This window comes from Actinoallomurus rhizosphaericola, assembly GCF_024055675.1.
Classification (GTDB): Bacteria; Actinomycetota; Actinomycetes; order Streptosporangiales; family Streptosporangiaceae; genus Actinoallomurus; species Actinoallomurus soli.
The window spans coordinates 1-14,832 of the sequence record NZ_JAMXMW010000040.1 but is presented as its reverse complement, the minus strand read 5'-3'; the positions used below and the strand labels follow the sequence as shown (position 1 = coordinate 14,832).

The window sequence follows — 14,832 nt, the reverse complement described above, 5'->3', positions numbered from 1 at the left end:
TCGCCTGGCTCAGACCGTGGCGACGATCGCCTGGCTCAGACCGTGGCGACGATCGCCTGGCTCAGACCGTGGCGACGATCGCCTGGCTCAGACCGTGGCGACGATCGCCTGGCTCAGACCGTGGCGATCGCCGGGTCGCTGGTGCTCGGGCGGCCGGTCTCGACGTGGCCGACGAGCCGCCGGACGAACGTCTTGTCGTGGTCCGAGGTGACCGACAGGTCGTACCAGCCGTGACGGCGACGGGCCGACGCCACGTGGACCGCGCGGCCGCCGGGCCGGAGCCGGTACGTCACCGGGCGCTCGTCTCCGTAGGCGTCCTTGACCGTCAGCCGCACGGGCTGCTCGCCGCCGTTGGTCAGGACCAGACGGACCTGCTCACCGGCCCCCTCGTGGCGGGCCGTCACCTCCGGGCCGGCGCCGCCGGGACCCGCGAGCCGCCGGAGGAACCCGTTCGGCCCGTGCACCTCGACGTCGTACGGACCCGGGCCCCAGGTCGCGGAGAGGCGGCTGCCGCGGCCGACGGTGTAGGTCCAGGGCCCGCCCGCGTGGCTCGCGGAGGTGATGTGGAAGACCGCGGCCACCGTGCCGTGCTCGGCGAAGTCGATCACCAGGCCGGTGCTGCTCGCCCGGCCGTCCGCGGCCAGGTCGTACGGCAGCGGCCGGGCCGGGCGCAGGCCGCGCTCCTGCCGGGGCAGAGCCGGGTGCGCCGGCGGCTTCGGCACGTAGTCGGGGTGCCGGTCGCGGTCCGGCGGGAGGTAGCCCCTGGTGTCGGGGAGGGCGGGCATCGCCGCGGCCGTACGGCCGAAGTCGAACGCCGAGGTCAGGTCGCCGCAGACCGCTCTGCGCCAGGCCGAGATGTTCGGCTCGCGGACGCCGAAGCGGCGCTCCATGAAGCGGATGATCGAGGTGTGGTCGAAGACCTCCGAGCACAGCCAGCCGCCCTTGCTCCACGGCGAGACGACGAACATGGGGACGCGCTGCCCGAGACCGTACGGGCCCGTGACGTTCGTCCCGGACCCCGCCTGGTGGTAGACCTCGCCGGTGACGTCCACCGTCGAGCGCCCCTGGGCCGGAGACGTCGGCGGATACGGCGGCACGGCGTGGTCGAAGAAACCGTCGTTCTCGTCGTAGGTGATGAACAGCGCCGTCCTGCTCCACACGTCGGGATTCGCCGTCAGGGCGTCGAGGACCTGGGCGATGTACCAGGCGCCGTAGTTGGCCGGCCAGTTCGGGTGCTCGGTGAACGCCTCCGGAGCCGCGATCCAGGAGACCTGCGGCAGGCGGCCCGCCGTGACGTCCGCCTTGAGGATGTCGAAGAGCCCCTGCCCGTTCTTGGCGTCGGTGCCGGTCCGCGCCCGCTCGTACAGCGGGTCGCCGGGCCGGGCGTTCTGGTACTGCGTGAAGTACAGCAGTGAGTTGTCGCCGTAGTTGCCGATGTAGGCGTCGTTCGTCCACCCCCAGAAGCCCTTGGCGTCGAGGCCGTCACCGGCGTCCTGGTAGATCTTCCAGGAGATCCCGGCCTTCTCCAGGCGCTCGGGATAGGTGGTCCAGGAGTATCCGGCCTCGTCGTTGCCGAGGACGGGGCCGCCGCCCTTGCCGTCGTTGCCGGTATAGCCCGTCCACATGTAGTACCGGTTCGGGTCGGTCGGCCCCAACATCGAGCAGTGGTAGGCGTCGCAGATGGTGAAGGCGTCGGCCAGCGCGTAGTGGAACGGAATGTCCTCGCGGGTGAGGTAGGCCATGGTCGTGGCCGTCTTCGCCGGCACCCACCGGTCGTACGCGCCGTTGTTCCAGGCGGCGTGGCCGCCGTTCCAGCTGTGGTCGAGGTCCTGGAGGAACCGCAGCCCGAGGTCGGTGGCGTCCGGCCGGAACGGAAGGACGTCCTTCGTGCCGTCGGACTGGTACCACACGGGCTTCCCGCTGGGGAGCGTCACGGGGGTCGGGTCGCCGAAGCCCCGTACGCCGCGCAGCGTGCCGAAGTAGTGGTCGAAGGACCGGTTCTCCTGCATGAGCACCACGATGTGCTCGATGTCGCGCAGGGTGCCGCTGCGCCGGGCCGCGGGGATCTCCGCCGCGCGGGCGATGCTCGTGGACAGCGCGGTCATCGCGGCGGTCCCGCCGGCCACTTGCAGGAATCGTCGACGGTCGATGGTCATGGGGGTCCTGCCTCGGGTTCGGGGTCATCGGGGGCAGGACAGTGATCTCAAGTGATCCGCAACTGATCAAGACCGGCGGGAGAAATCCAGCGAAAACATTGGCCAATCCGGGCCACCGCGCGCCGGAGACAGGAGACGCCTCGGCGCGCCGGCGGCGGGGGCTTCGGCCTCCGGCCGGGTGTGACGCGCTGCGGCGCGCCGGTGGCGTGGGCTTCGATCCCCGGGCGGGCGGGAGGCGCCGCGACGCACGGGCGGTACCGGCTCCGGCCCGGGCGGGCGGGAGGCGCTTCGGCGCGCCGGCGGTATCGGCTCCGGTCCGCGCGGGCCGGAGGCACCCGGCCGCGCCGCTCGGAGATCGTGCGTCGGTCAGCTACCGCCGAGCTTGCGGAGCGGCTTGCGCTTGGCGGCTTTCTTCACGACGGCCGGTAGCTTCCGGAGCACGCGTTCCCGGTCGTGTTCCTCCCGCTCGGCGAGCCGGCCGAGGGTGAACGCCTCGGTGGCCGGCGTCCCGGGACGGCGGGCCAGCTCGCCGAGCCGCTCGGCGGCGACGACGCCGTCGTGGTGCGCGCCCAGCAGCTCCTGCAGCCGCTCGGCCCGGCGGGCCAGCTTCTTGGCGGGGGAGCCCAGGGCGGGCGCGGCGGCCTCGGAGGTGTAGCGGGCGCGTTTGGCGGCCTTCCGGGTCCGGTGCAGGGCCGCGTCGCGCGCGGGACCGGCGGGCAGGCCGGCCGCGTGGGCGTGGCGGCGCAGCATCTTCCGCCAGGACTTCGCCACGGCCTTGGCCGTCTCCGTACGGGCCCGGTGGCCGGAGCGCCGGGGGAGAAGCGGCGGGGCGGCGAGGAAGGCGTCGACGCTGTCCAGCAGGGAGAGGTAGCGGGGCGAGGACAGCGCCTCGCGGAGCCGGTCGCGAGCGCGGAGCTCGTCCGCCGCCATCGCGGCGAGCCAGGTCGGCTCCCGGCCGGCGTCCGGCACCTGTTCGAGGCGCCGCTCGAAGCGGGCGCGCAGGACCTCCAGGTCGCGGACCTCGCCAAGGGCGTCGGCCAGCCACTTCAGCTCCGCGTCCAACCCGGCGGCACGCGCCGGATCGATCATGCGCCGGTGGGTGCGCAGCAGGCTGCGCATCCGCCGGACCGACACCCGCATCTTGTGCACCGAGTCGTCGTCGTGGTCGGCCAGGCGGACCAGCGGGTCGTAGGCCAGCATCTTGCCGAAGTGCCGGCCCAGATAGGTCAGGAACACGTCGCCGGCCGTGCCGGTGGCCGGCGGCGGCGCGGCGGAGGGGACCGTCTCCAGCGTCCGCGCGAGCTTGGAACGGGCGGCCGCCTCCCGCGCGCCGGCGGCGAGCAGGTGGTCGCCGACGGCCGCCAGGAAGCCGTCGGAGGCGGTGACGGCCTCGATCTCGATCTCCCGCCACGTCATCAGGCGGACCTCGCCGCCGCCGGGCCCGAACGGGTGCGCGTGCACCGTGTCGTCGGCGAGCTTCGCCAGCACCCGGCCGTCCTCGTCGAGCAGCGGGCGCTCGATCCGGCGGGTCTCCACCTCGGCGACCGGGGTCAGCGGCCGGCCACGGGTGTGGGCGGTGACGAGCGTGGCCAGTTCCGCCGGCACGGTCTGCGCGCTCTCGCCGAGCGGCAGCTGGATCTCGCGTCTGGTGTTCTTCCCGGCCGGTAGCTTCAGATGCCATCCGGCGTCGTCACCGCCCTGCCGCCGGCGCAGGGTGATTCCGCGGGCGGCGAGGCGCAGGTCCTCCGTGTCGAAGTAACGGGCCTGAAGGGTGTGCGTGGCGGGGGCGCCGACCCGTACCTCCAGGTCCGGGACCACGAAGTCGGCCTCGGCGTCGTACTTTCGCTCGAGCTCCGTATGGCGAGCCACTCTTCTCTCCTTGAAACAGCGACATATCGGGGCAGAACGACATACCCGAATCGCGGCCGTCGAAGAATCGCCGAGGAAGGGAAGTGGCCTCTCGCCGAGTCGAAGGGGCGGTCAGTGCGCCTTCTGGAACGCGGTGACGGTGGTGCCGCCCTTGGCGCAGTCGGCGCCGCGGCCGCTCTGCTGGATCTGGTCGGGCGGATAGATCACGCACGACCAGCCCTGGACCGCGAGGCTGCCTCCGCTGCCCTGCCCGGGCGCCCTGCCCTCGGCGATGGCCGCGAAGAACGCCTTATAGACGGACACCGCCTCCCCGCACGGAGCCGACCCCTTGGTGACCTTCAGGTACGCGGAGGCGCCGCCGGCGGTGTCGATCTGCCCGCAGTCCACCGCGCGGGCCGGCGGTGTCGTCGCGGTCTTCGGCCCGCCGCCCGAGCCGCAGCCGGCGGCGGCGAGCAGGAGGGTCAGGGGGAGGGAGAGCACGGCGATGCGGCGCATGGGCAGGACCCTAACGTTTTCTCGGATGCCGGACTGCGGTTGCATGATGATGCAGGGAAATGCATACTTAACGCATCGACGGAGGGGGAGACGATGGGCACGCGGGCGGCGGTCGCGGGAGCGAGCGGCTACGCGGGCGGTGAGCTGCTGCGCGTTCTGTCCGGCCACCCCGAGTTCGAGATCGGCGCGCTGACCGCCGCGTCGAGCGCGGGCACCCTCCTCGGGGCCCACCAGCCGCATCTGCACCCCCTGGCGGACCGTGTTCTCGCCGAGACGACGCCCGAGACCCTGGCGGGCCACGACGTGGTCTTCCTGGCCCTGCCGCACGGGCAGTCCGGGCCGATCGCCGAGCACCTCGGCGACGACGTGCTCGTCGTCGACTGCGGCGCCGACTTCCGGCTCTCCGACCCGGCCGAGTGGGAGCACTACTACGGCGGCACGCACGCCGGCACGTGGCCGTACGGCCTGCCCGAGCTGCCGGGCAACCGCGAGCGGCTCCGCGACACCCGGCGCGTCGCGGTGCCGGGCTGCTACCCGACCGTGTCGCTGCTGGCGCTGTTCCCCGCGTACGCCGCCGGGCTGGCCGAGCCCGAGGCCGTGATCGTCGCCGCCTCCGGCACCTCGGGAGCGGGGCGCGCGCCGAAGCCGAATCTGCTCGGCAGCGAGGTCATGGGCTCCATGAGCGCGTACGGCGTGGGCGGCGTCCACCGGCACACCCCGGAGATCACCCAGCAGCTGTCCGCGGTCGCCGGGCACCCGGTCACCGTGTCCTTCACGCCGACCCTCGCGCCGATGAGCCGGGGGATCCTCGCCACCTGCTCGGCCAAGGCCGCGCCGGGCGTCACCGCGCAGAGCCTGCGCGAGGCCTACGTCCGCGCGTACGCCGGCGAGCCGTTCGTCCGCCTGCTGCCCGAGGGGCAGTGGCCCGCGACCGCGATGACGCTCGGCGCGAACACCGCCGTCGTCCAGGTCGCGCTCGACGAACGGGCCGGCCGCGTCATCGCGGTGGCCGCCATCGACAACCTGACCAAGGGCACCGCCGGCGGGGCCGTGCAGAGCGCGAACCTCGCCCTAGGCCTCCCCGAACAACTGGGTCTCACCACGATCGGAGTCGCCCCGTGAGCGTCACCGCACCTCTCGGCTTCAGAGCGGCGGGACTCGCCGCCGGCATCAAGAAGGGCGGTGAACGCGACCTCGCCCTCGTCGTCAACGACGGCCCGTCCCGCGCGGCGGCCGGCGTCTTCACCCGCAACCGCGTGAAGGCCGCGCCGGTGCTGTGGTCCGAGCAGGTGCTGCGCGGCGGCCGGGTGCGCGCCGTCGTACTGAACTCCGGCGGAGCCAACGCCTGCACCGGCCCGGCGGGTTTCCAGGACACGCACCGGACCGCGGAGAAGGTCGCCGAGCTCCTCGGCGATTCTGCGGGCGAGGTCGCGGTCTGTTCCACCGGCCTGATCGGCGAGCGGCTGCCCATGGACCCCCTGCTGGACGGCGTCGAGGAGGCGGCACGTGAGCTGTCCCGCGACGGCGGCCTCCCGGCGGCCGACGCGATCCGGACCACGGACACCGTCGCCAAGATCGCCTTCCGCCGGGCGACCGAGGGGTACACGGTCGGCGGCATGGCCAAGGGCGCGGGCATGCTCGCGCCGGCCCTCGCCACCATGCTCTGCGTCATCACGACCGACGCCGACGTCGACGCGGAGACGCTCGACCGGGTGCTGCGGCGGGCGTGCGAGGTGACCTTCGACCGGCTCGACACCGACGGGTGCATGTCCACCAACGACACCGTCCTGCTGCTCGCCAGCGGCGCGAGCGGAGTGACCCCGTCCGAGGACGAGCTCGCCCGTACGGTCACCGACATCTGCGCCGACCTGTCCCGGCAGCTGCTGCTGGACGCCGAGGGGGCGACCAAGGCGATCGCGATCGAGGTCGTCGGCGCGGCCGACGACCACGACGCGGTCCTCGTCGGCCGCGCGGTGGCCCGCAGCAACCTGCTGAAGTGCGCCATCCACGGCGAGGACCCGAACTGGGGGCGGGTGCTGTCCGCCGTCGGCACCACCGACGCCGTCTTCGAACCCGACCGGCTCAACGTCGCGATCAACGGCGTCTGGGTGTGCCGCAACGGGTCCGTCGGCGACGACCGCTCCAAGGTCGACATGCGGCCACGGGACGTGACCATCACGGTCGACCTCGGCTCCGGCACCCACACCGCGACCGTGCACACCACCGACCTGACCGCCGACTACGTCCACGAGAACTCGGCGTACTCCTCATGACGACGAAACCGCGCATCCGCACGCGGGCGGGCGCCGCCGCCCTGCAGAAGGCGGCCACGCTCATCGAGGCGCTGCCCTGGCTCGAGGAGTTCCACGGTACGACCGTCGTGATCAAGTACGGCGGCCACGCCATGATCGACGATGAGCTGCGGCTGGCCTTCGCCCGCGACGTCGCCTTCCTCCGCTACGCCGGGCTCCGCCCGGTCGTCGTGCACGGCGGCGGCCCGCAGATCAACGCCCAGCTCGACCGGCTCGGCCTGGAGAGCACCTTCACGGCCGGGCTCCGGGTGACCACGCCGGAGACGATGGACGTCGTCCGCATGGTGCTGGTCGGCCAGGTCGGACCGGACGTCGTCGGACTGCTCAACCAGCACGGCGCGTTCGGCGTCGGCATGTCGGGGGAGGACGCCCGGCTGTTCACCGCCGAGCGCAAGACCGCGGTCGTGGACGGCCGGGAGGTCGACCTCGGCATGGTCGGCGAGATCGTCGACGTCGACACCGGCGCGGTCCGCAGCCTCCTCGACGACGGCCGCATCCCGGTGATCTCCAGCATCGCGCGCGGCGAGGACGGCGAGGTCTTCAACGTCAACGCCGACACCGCGGCGGGCGCGCTGGCCGTCGCCCTGCAGGCCGGCAAGCTGATCGTGCTCACGGACGTCGAGGGCCTGTACTCCGACTGGCCCGCCGACGGCTCCGCGGACGCCTCCGAGGTGATCGACCAGATCACCGCCGACGACCTGGAGGCGTTGCTGCCCGACCTGTCGGCGGGCATGGTGCCGAAGATGGAGGCATGCCTGCGGGCGGTGCGCGGCGGGGTGCCGCGGGCCCACGTCCTGGACGGCCGGGTCCCGCACGCGCTGCTGCTGGAGGTCTTCACCGACGAGGGAATCGGAACGATGGTGGTGCCGGCATGAACGACCTGCGTAAACGGTTCGAAGCGGCGCTGATGCCCAACTACGGTGTCCCGCCGGTCGCGCTGGCCCGCGGCGAGGGCTGCCGGGTCTGGGACACCGACGGCAACGCCTATCTCGACCTGATCGGCGGCATCGCGGTCTCCTCGCTCGGGCACGCGCACCCGGCGATCGTGGAGGCGGTGTCCGCGCAGGTCGCCACGATCGCGCACACGTCCAACCTCTTCCTGCACGAGCCCGAGGTCCTGCTCGCCGAGCGGCTGCTCGGCCTGCTCGGCGGGAACGGGCGCGTCTTCTTCGCCAACTCCGGTACCGAGGCCAACGAGGCGGCCTACAAGCTCGTCCGGCGGCACGCCGGCCCCGGCAGGAGCTACGTGGTCGCGGCCGAGAGCGGCTTCCACGGCCGTACGATGGGCTCCCTCGCGCTGACCGGCAAGGCGTCGATCCGCGAGCCGTTCGGCCCGTACGCCGCGGACGTGCGGTTCGTGACGTACGGCTCGGTCGACGAGCTGCGCGCCGCCGTCACCGGCGACTGCGCGGCCGTCTTCCTCGAGCCGACCCAGGGCGAGGCCGGCGTCATCCCGCCGCCGGAGGGCTACCTCACCGCCGCGCGGGCGATCTGCGACGAGGCCGGCGCGGCGCTCGTCCTCGACGAGATCCAAAGCGGCATCGGCCGCACCGGCACCTGGTTCCAGCACCAGCACGAGGGCGTCCGCCCCGACGTGATCACCCTGGCGAAGGGGCTCGGCGGCGGCCTGCCCATCGGCGCCTGCGTCGGCTTCGGCCCGTACGCCACGGCGTTCGAGAAAGGCGACCACGGCTCGACGTTCGGCGGGAACCCGGTAGCGTGCGCGGCCGCGCTGGCCGTGCTCGACACCATCGAGCGCGACGGGCTCCTCGACCACGTCACCAAGATCGGCGACCAGCTCGCCGCCGGCATCCAGGCGATCGACCACCCGCTCCTCGCGGGCGTACGCGGCCGCGGGCTGTGGCGGGCGATCGTCCTCACCGAGCCGAAGTCCGCGGCCGTCCAGACCGCCGCCCGCGACGCCGGCTTCCTCGTCAACGCGGTCGCGCCGCAGGCGGTACGCCTCGCCCCGCCGTTGGTCATCACGTCCGACGAGATCGACTCCTTTGTGACGGCCCTGCCGGGCATACTGGGGTCGCCATGACCACGCCCCTGACGAAAACGGCCCGGCAGTCCCGGATCATCGAGCTGCTCGGACGCAACGCCGTGCACTCCCAGAGCGAGCTGGCCCGGCTGCTCGCCGACGCCGGCGTCGACGTCACCCAGGCCACCCTGTCGCGCGACCTCGTCGACATCGGCGCGGTCAAGCTGCGCGCCGAGGACGGCTCACTGATCTACGCGGTGCCCGGGGAGGGCGGCGAGCGCATCCGCCGGGCCCGGACCGGCGCCGCGGAGACGTTCGGCGGCCGGCTGGCCCGGCTCGCCCAGGAGCTGCTGGTCTCGGCCGAGGCATCCGCCAACCTCGTGATCGTGCGGACCCCGGCCGGCGCCGCGCAGTTCCTCGCCTCGGCCATCGACCACGCCGACTGGCCCGCCGTGCTCGGCACCGTCGCCGGCGACGACACCGTCCTGGTGATCGCGCGCGATCCCTCGGGCGGCGACGACCTCGCGGCGGCCCTGCTCGCGCTGACCGAGCGCCGGCCGGACGAACGCGCCCCGCGCGTTCCGCGCGACCTCGGCGCGGGCCCGTCCTGGGAGCCCGTCGGCGCGTCGGCGGGCCCCGAGCCCGCCGAGCGACGATCTTAGGGCGTGTCCACCGGACACGCCCTGAGGCACCGCCCGTAGCGGTGCCCGACCGACGCTCCGGCCCGGAGCGAACCCCCCGGCGTACGCCGGGACCACTTCATGATCGAGCTTTACGGCCGCCTGCGGGCGGCCGCCGACACGGCCCGCCTGACATGCAGTAGTTTCGCATCGGCGGCCGGTCAAGGACGCCTGCCAACAGCTTTCCCAGGGAGAAGAACAGCGTGACGGACGACCAGCAGCGCAAGACGCCGACCAGGCTGTGGGGCGGCCGGTTCGAGGGCGGTCCGTCCGAGGCCCTCGCCCGGCTGTCGGTCAGTGTGCAGTTCGACTGGCGGCTCGCCCCGTACGACCTGCTGGGATCGCGCGCCCACGCGCGGGTCCTGCACCGCGCGGGTCTGCTCACCGAGGACGAGCTGCGCCGCATGCTCGACGCGCTCGACGACCTCGACGATGCCTGCCGCTCCGGCGACTTCCGGCCGGCCGTCGCCGACGAGGACGTTCACACCGCGCTCGAACGCGGCCTGCTCGAACGCCTCGGCGCCCTCGGCGGCAAGCTGCGCGCCGGGCGCAGCCGCAACGACCAGGTCGCCACCGACCTGCGGCTGTACCTGCGGGACCACGTCCGGCAGATCGTGTCCCGCCTCGTCGAGCTGGAGACCGCGCTGATCGCGCAGGCCGACCACAACCTCGGCGTGGCCGCCCCGGGGATGACCCACCTGCAGCACGCCCAGCCGGTGCTCTTCTCCCACCAGCTCCTGGCACACGTGCACGCGTTCGCCCGCGACGTCGACCGGCTCCGGGACTGGGACAAGCGGGCCGCGATCAGCCCGCTCGGCTCCGGCGCGCTCGCCGGGTCCTCGCTGCCGCTGGACCCCGAGGCCGTCGCGGAGGAGCTCGGGTTCGACGCGGCCGCCCCGAACTCGATGGACGCCGTCAGCGACCGGGACTACGCCGTGGAGTTCCTCGCCGCGGCGGCCCTGATCGGCGTGCACCTCTCGCGTCTGGGCGAAGAGGTCGTCCTCTGGGCGTCCCAGGAGTTCCGCTGGATCGAGATGGACGACACCTACGCGACCGGGTCGTCGATCATGCCCCAGAAGAAGAACCCGGACGTCGCCGAGCTCGCCCGCGGTAAGACCGGCCGGCTCATCGGCCACCTCACCGCCCTGCTGACCACGCTCAAGGGCCTGCCGCTCACCTACAACCGCGACCTGCAGGAGGATAAGGAGGGTGTGTTCGACGCCGTCGACACCCTCCTGCTCGTCCTGCCCGCCATGTCCGGCCTGATCGCCACCATGCGCGTCAACACCGCACGCCTGGAGGCCCTCGCGCCGCAGGGCTTCGCGCTGGCCACCGACGTCGCCGAGCTGCTGGTCCGCAAGGGCGTTCCGTTCCGCGACGCGCACGAGGTCGTCGGCCACCTCGTCGTCTGGTGCCAGGTCAACGACAAGGACTTCGGCGACCTCACCGACGACGAGCTCGCCAAGGTCTCTCCGCACCTGACTCCGGACGTACGCGACGTGTTCTCCGTCCAGGGCGCGCTGGCCGCGCGCAAGGCGTACGGCGGCACCTCCCCGGAGCGCGTCGCCGAGCAGCTCACCGCGCTGCGCTCCCTCGTCGACGGCCACGCCTCCTGGGCGGCCGCGGGGGCCTGATGACGGCTCCGCTCCCGCGCGCGTTCTTCGACCGGCTGCCCGAAGAGGTCGCACCCGACCTGCTCGGGTGCGTGCTCGAGCGTTCCTCCCCCCAGGGCACGGTCGCGGTGCGCCTGACGGAGGTCGAGGCGTACGCCGGGCCCCTCGATCCCGCCTCGCACGCCTACCGGGGCCGGACGGACCGCAACGCGGTCATGTTCGGCCCGCCGGGCCACACGTACGTGTACTTCACGTACGGCATGCACTACTGCGTGAACCTCGTGTGCCTGGAGGAGGGGACCGCCGCGGCCGTGCTCATCCGGGCCGGGGAGATCATCGAGGGCCGCGAGCTGGCCATGGCGCGCCGGCCGCGTTCCTCGGTGCGCGACCTGGCCCGGGGCCCGGCCCGGCTCTGCGAGGCCCTCGCCATCGACCGCGCCCTGTACGGCGCCGACGTGTGCGATCCGGAGAGCCCGCTGCGCATGCTGCCGGGCACGGCGCCCGCCGACGTGCGCACCGGGCCTCGCACGGGGGTGACCAGCGCCAAGGACGTGCCCTGGCGGTTCTGGATCGACGGGGACCCGAGCGTGTCCGCGTACCGCCTGCACACACCCCGCCGCCGACGGGATCCGGAGGCGCGCCGCTAGGAAGCGGCGACCAGGCCGCGTCACTCGCTGAGGCGGGCCGGGCCGTTCACGCGCGTTCCCCGGGCGAGGAATGCGGCGGAGACGAGGTGGATCGCGGCCGCGACGGTGCCGCCGACGACCATCCCAGGAGCGTGCGACGCGATGCCGATGGCCGCGTCGGCGGCCTGGACGAGGCCGGCGATCATCAGCACCGGGATCAGACCGCGCCGTGTCCCGGTGACGAGCAGGTAGAGCACCACGGCGCTGAGCGGAAGCGCCCGGGCACCGTACAGCCGCGCGTACACGTCGACACTGCTCGTGACGGCCGAGCCGGAGGGCAGCAGGGCCGCGGGATCGACGAGCCCGATCACACAGGCCACCGCGGACCCCAGTGCCGCGAGGCCGTTCACCAGGACAAGAGTGCGGGGGAGCGTCATATTCACTCCTAGAATCGTTCAGGTCATGAATTATCGGGAGAGGCTAGCATTCACCTCGTGGATGATGTCGAGCCTGAACCGTTCACCGCGACGCTCACGTTCCGGATGGGCATCCTCGGCGCCCTCATCACCGATCGCCTCGCCGAGAGGACGCGGGCCTACGGGCTCAAGGTCAAGCACGTGGGCATGCTGGCCGCTCTCGCCGGCAGCGGACCCATGTCCCAGCTGGAACTGGCCCGGCTCATGCGGGTCGCACCGAGCCTCGTGGTGAGCCTCGCCGACCATCTGGAGGGGATGAAGGCCATCCAGCGCCTCCGTGATCCCGACGACCGGCGCCGTCAGCGACTCGAGCTGACGGACAGCGGTCGTGACCTGCTCGCCGACTGCACAGAGGCGGCGCGCGCCCTCGGCGACGACCTCACCTCGTCGCTCGATGCGGACGAACGTGCCCTACTCGAGGATCTGCTCGCCGCGATCGCGAGGGCCGAGGGCCTCCCCAGCTGACCGGCCGGCGTCATACGGGCCGATTACGGTGGGGAACCCCTCCGCCGACCCGTTACCTTGGTGCCGAACCCGTCCGGCATCCTTGAAGAGACCGGACGTACGTACGAGACGAGGAAGACCGTGACCGACATCCTGGATGATCTCGCCTGGCGGGGCCTGATCACACAGTCCACCGACCTGGACGATCTGCGGGCCATGCTCGCCTCGGGGCCGGTCACGCTCTATTGCGGCTTCGACCCGACCGCGCCCTCGCTGCACGTGGGCAGTCTGATGCAGCTTTTGACGCTGCGCCGGTTCCAGCAGGCGGGCCACCGGACGATCGGGCTGGTCGGCGGCGCCACCGGGCTCATCGGTGATCCCAGCGGCAAGAGCGCCGAGCGCACGCTCAACTCCGAGGAGGTCGTCGCCGGCTGGGTCGAGCGCATCCGAGGGCAGGTGTCCCGGTTCCTCGACCTGACCGGCGACCGCGGCCTGATCGTCAGCAACCTCGACTGGACCGGCCCCATGTCGGCCATCGAGTTCCTGCGCGACATCGGCAAGCACTTCCCCGTCAACCGCATGCTCGCCCGGGAGACGGTCAAGTCCCGGCTGGACACCACCGGGATGAGCTACACCGAGTTCAGCTACGTGCTGCTGCAGTCCATGGACTTCCTCGAGCTGTACCGCAGGTACGGCTGCCGGCTGCAGACCGGCGGCAGCGACCAGTGGGGCAACCTCACGGCGGGCGTGGATCTCATCCGGCGAGTGGAGGGCGGAAGCGCGCACGCGCTCACGACCCCGCTCGTCACCCGGGCCGACGGCACGAAGTTCGGCAAGACGGCCGGTGGCGAGACGTACTGGCTGGACCCCGAACTGACCTCGCCGTACGCCTTCTACCAGTTCTGGCTGAACGCCGACGATCGCGATGTCCCGACCTACCTGAAGTACTTCAGCTTCCGGAGCCGGGAGGAGATCGAGGAGCTGGAGAAGGCGACCAGCGAGCGTCCCGCCGCCCGAGCGGCACAGCGAGCCCTCGCGGAGGAGCTCACCACACTCGTCCACGGCGCCGATGAGACGCAGCGCGTCATCGCCGCTTCTCGCGCGCTGTTCGGCCAGGGCGACCTGGCGGAGCTGGACGAGCGCACACTGGGCAGCGCCCTCGCGGAGGTGCCGTCGACGACGGTGTCCGGGCCGCTGCCTCCCGTCGTCGACCTGCTGACGGCGACCGGGCTGGTAGGGAGCAAGTCCGAGGCCCGGCGCACGGTCGCGCAGGGCGGCGCGTACGTCAACAACGTGAAGATCACCGATGAGTCGGCGGTACCCGATCAGGGTGACCTCCTGCACGGCCGCTTCCTCGTGCTCCGGCGCGGCAAGCGGAACGTCGGCGGAGTGACGGTCACCTCCGAGTGACCTCGCCGGGCGGCGCCCCCGGCGGGGCGCCGCCCGGTCCCGAGCAGGACGACCGACCGTTGATGAGCTCCGGCCCGGGCGGGTCCTCCTGCGACGCCCGATCTGCGGTGGGTGGTACGGCGGAGCCTGTCGACGGCGATGGCGATGGTCTTCAGGGCCCGTCGGCCCCCTCATGGCGGCTCGGCGTGCGGATCGAACAGCCCGCCCGGTCGGAGGGCGCCGTCGACTCCCTGAGGAGGGAGCCGATGAGGCGCCCCAGGAATCGCCTCGATCGGGCGAGCGGTCTCGATCGTGGTCGGCGGGGGAATACTCCGGGCCGGGAGGCCGTTGACCCGCTTACAGCGGGGGTCACCCCGCTCGGCAGCCGGCTGCGACGAGGTGATCATCTCGGGCAGCGCAGGCGTTGACAACTTCTGCGGACAACCGCTTCGACCCTCCTGAGACCCTTGATCGCGCAGATCCAGTCTCGGACGAGAGCTCGCCGTGATCAGCGGGTGTGAGATCGCGTAGCGCCGATTTGACGGGGTCTTCGGGCGGTCGTAATGTTCTCTTCGCCCCCAGGGGAGCGGGACGCCGGAAGGCGGCCGGCCCGGGGGGAACCCGCACTGAGTTGCTCGGTCCGACGATGTTTCGGATGGGGGTAGCATGGTGCGGTCGCCCCGAGACGGGATGCAGGACGCCGGTTGGATCCGGCGGTCGGCCCGGTGGGGAACTTCTGGGTGGTGCTGCTGCGGCCGGTTCTGCTGGTCGGGGTGGTTGCTGTCTGG

The 14,832-nt window shown here is 72.6% G+C and carries 13 protein-coding genes; 9 read left to right on the top strand and 4 right to left on the bottom strand.

From position 1 onward, the window contains the following. Positions 1-113 precede the first annotated feature (113 nt). The 3 genes from NE234_RS43850 to NE234_RS43840 form a co-directional block, all read right to left on the bottom strand. Complete coding sequence (locus tag NE234_RS43850) at positions 114-2,156, bottom strand: phosphocholine-specific phospholipase C (RefSeq protein WP_252787107.1); 2,043 nt, start codon at positions 2,154-2,156, stop codon at positions 114-116. A gap of 366 nt (positions 2,157-2,522) precedes the next feature. Further along, on the bottom strand, positions 2,523-4,025 hold the full coding sequence (locus NE234_RS45750) for a CYTH and CHAD domain-containing protein (RefSeq protein WP_252787106.1): 1,503 nt from the start codon (positions 4,023-4,025) through the stop codon (positions 2,523-2,525). A gap of 111 nt (positions 4,026-4,136) precedes the next feature. Then, a complete protein-coding gene (locus NE234_RS43840; protein ID WP_252787105.1) occupies positions 4,137-4,520 on the bottom strand; it encodes a hypothetical protein in 384 nt (127 codons plus the stop codon). A gap of 93 nt (positions 4,521-4,613) precedes the next feature. On the opposite strand from NE234_RS43840, the gene argC reads away from it, so the two are divergent. The 7 genes from argC to NE234_RS43805 all read left to right on the top strand — a co-directional run bounded on the left by argC (position 4,614) and on the right by NE234_RS43805 (position 11,756). Next, positions 4,614-5,642: an N-acetyl-gamma-glutamyl-phosphate reductase gene (argC, locus tag NE234_RS43835; protein ID WP_252787104.1), complete on the top strand. Its 1,029-nt coding sequence runs from the start codon at positions 4,614-4,616 to the stop codon at positions 5,640-5,642. After that, positions 5,639-6,793: a bifunctional glutamate N-acetyltransferase/amino-acid acetyltransferase ArgJ gene (gene argJ, locus NE234_RS43830; RefSeq protein ID WP_252787103.1), complete on the top strand. Its 1,155-nt coding sequence runs from the start codon at positions 5,639-5,641 to the stop codon at positions 6,791-6,793. The genes argC and argJ overlap by 4 nt, the downstream gene beginning before the upstream one ends. Continuing rightward, positions 6,790-7,707: an acetylglutamate kinase gene (argB, locus tag NE234_RS43825; RefSeq protein WP_252787102.1), complete on the top strand. Its 918-nt coding sequence runs from the start codon at positions 6,790-6,792 to the stop codon at positions 7,705-7,707. Before argJ ends, argB begins: the two co-directional genes overlap by 4 nt. Then, positions 7,704-8,876, top strand: coding sequence for an acetylornithine transaminase (locus NE234_RS43820; protein ID WP_252787101.1), 1,173 nt, complete (start codon positions 7,704-7,706; stop codon positions 8,874-8,876). Before argB ends, NE234_RS43820 begins: the two co-directional genes overlap by 4 nt. After that, a complete protein-coding gene (locus NE234_RS43815; protein ID WP_252787100.1) occupies positions 8,873-9,478 on the top strand; it encodes an arginine repressor in 606 nt (201 codons plus the stop codon). The genes NE234_RS43820 and NE234_RS43815 overlap by 4 nt, the downstream gene beginning before the upstream one ends. 221 nt (positions 9,479-9,699) lie before the next feature. Then, positions 9,700-11,130 (top strand): argininosuccinate lyase, encoded by a 1,431-nt coding sequence (gene argH, locus NE234_RS43810; protein WP_252787099.1) that lies wholly within the window; start codon positions 9,700-9,702, stop codon positions 11,128-11,130. Next, positions 11,130-11,756, top strand: coding sequence for a DNA-3-methyladenine glycosylase (locus NE234_RS43805; RefSeq protein WP_252787098.1), 627 nt, complete (start codon positions 11,130-11,132; stop codon positions 11,754-11,756). Before argH ends, NE234_RS43805 begins: the two co-directional genes overlap by 1 nt. A gap of 20 nt (positions 11,757-11,776) precedes the next feature. On the opposite strand, the gene NE234_RS43800 is transcribed toward NE234_RS43805, so the two are convergent. Then, positions 11,777-12,172: a hypothetical protein gene (locus NE234_RS43800; RefSeq protein ID WP_252787097.1), complete on the bottom strand. Its 396-nt coding sequence runs from the start codon at positions 12,170-12,172 to the stop codon at positions 11,777-11,779. A 57-nt stretch (positions 12,173-12,229) separates the two neighbouring features. Between NE234_RS43800 and NE234_RS43795 the strand changes: the two genes are divergently transcribed. Further along, positions 12,230-12,676 carry a MarR family winged helix-turn-helix transcriptional regulator gene (locus NE234_RS43795; protein WP_252787096.1) on the top strand — a complete coding sequence of 149 codons (447 nt, stop codon included), beginning with the start codon at positions 12,230-12,232 and terminating at the stop codon, positions 12,674-12,676. Positions 12,677-12,796: 120 nt separating this feature from the next. Then, positions 12,797-14,065 carry a tyrosine--tRNA ligase gene (gene tyrS / locus NE234_RS43790; RefSeq protein ID WP_252787095.1) on the top strand — a complete coding sequence of 423 codons (1,269 nt, stop codon included), beginning with the start codon at positions 12,797-12,799 and terminating at the stop codon, positions 14,063-14,065. Positions 14,066-14,832 lie beyond the last annotated feature (767 nt).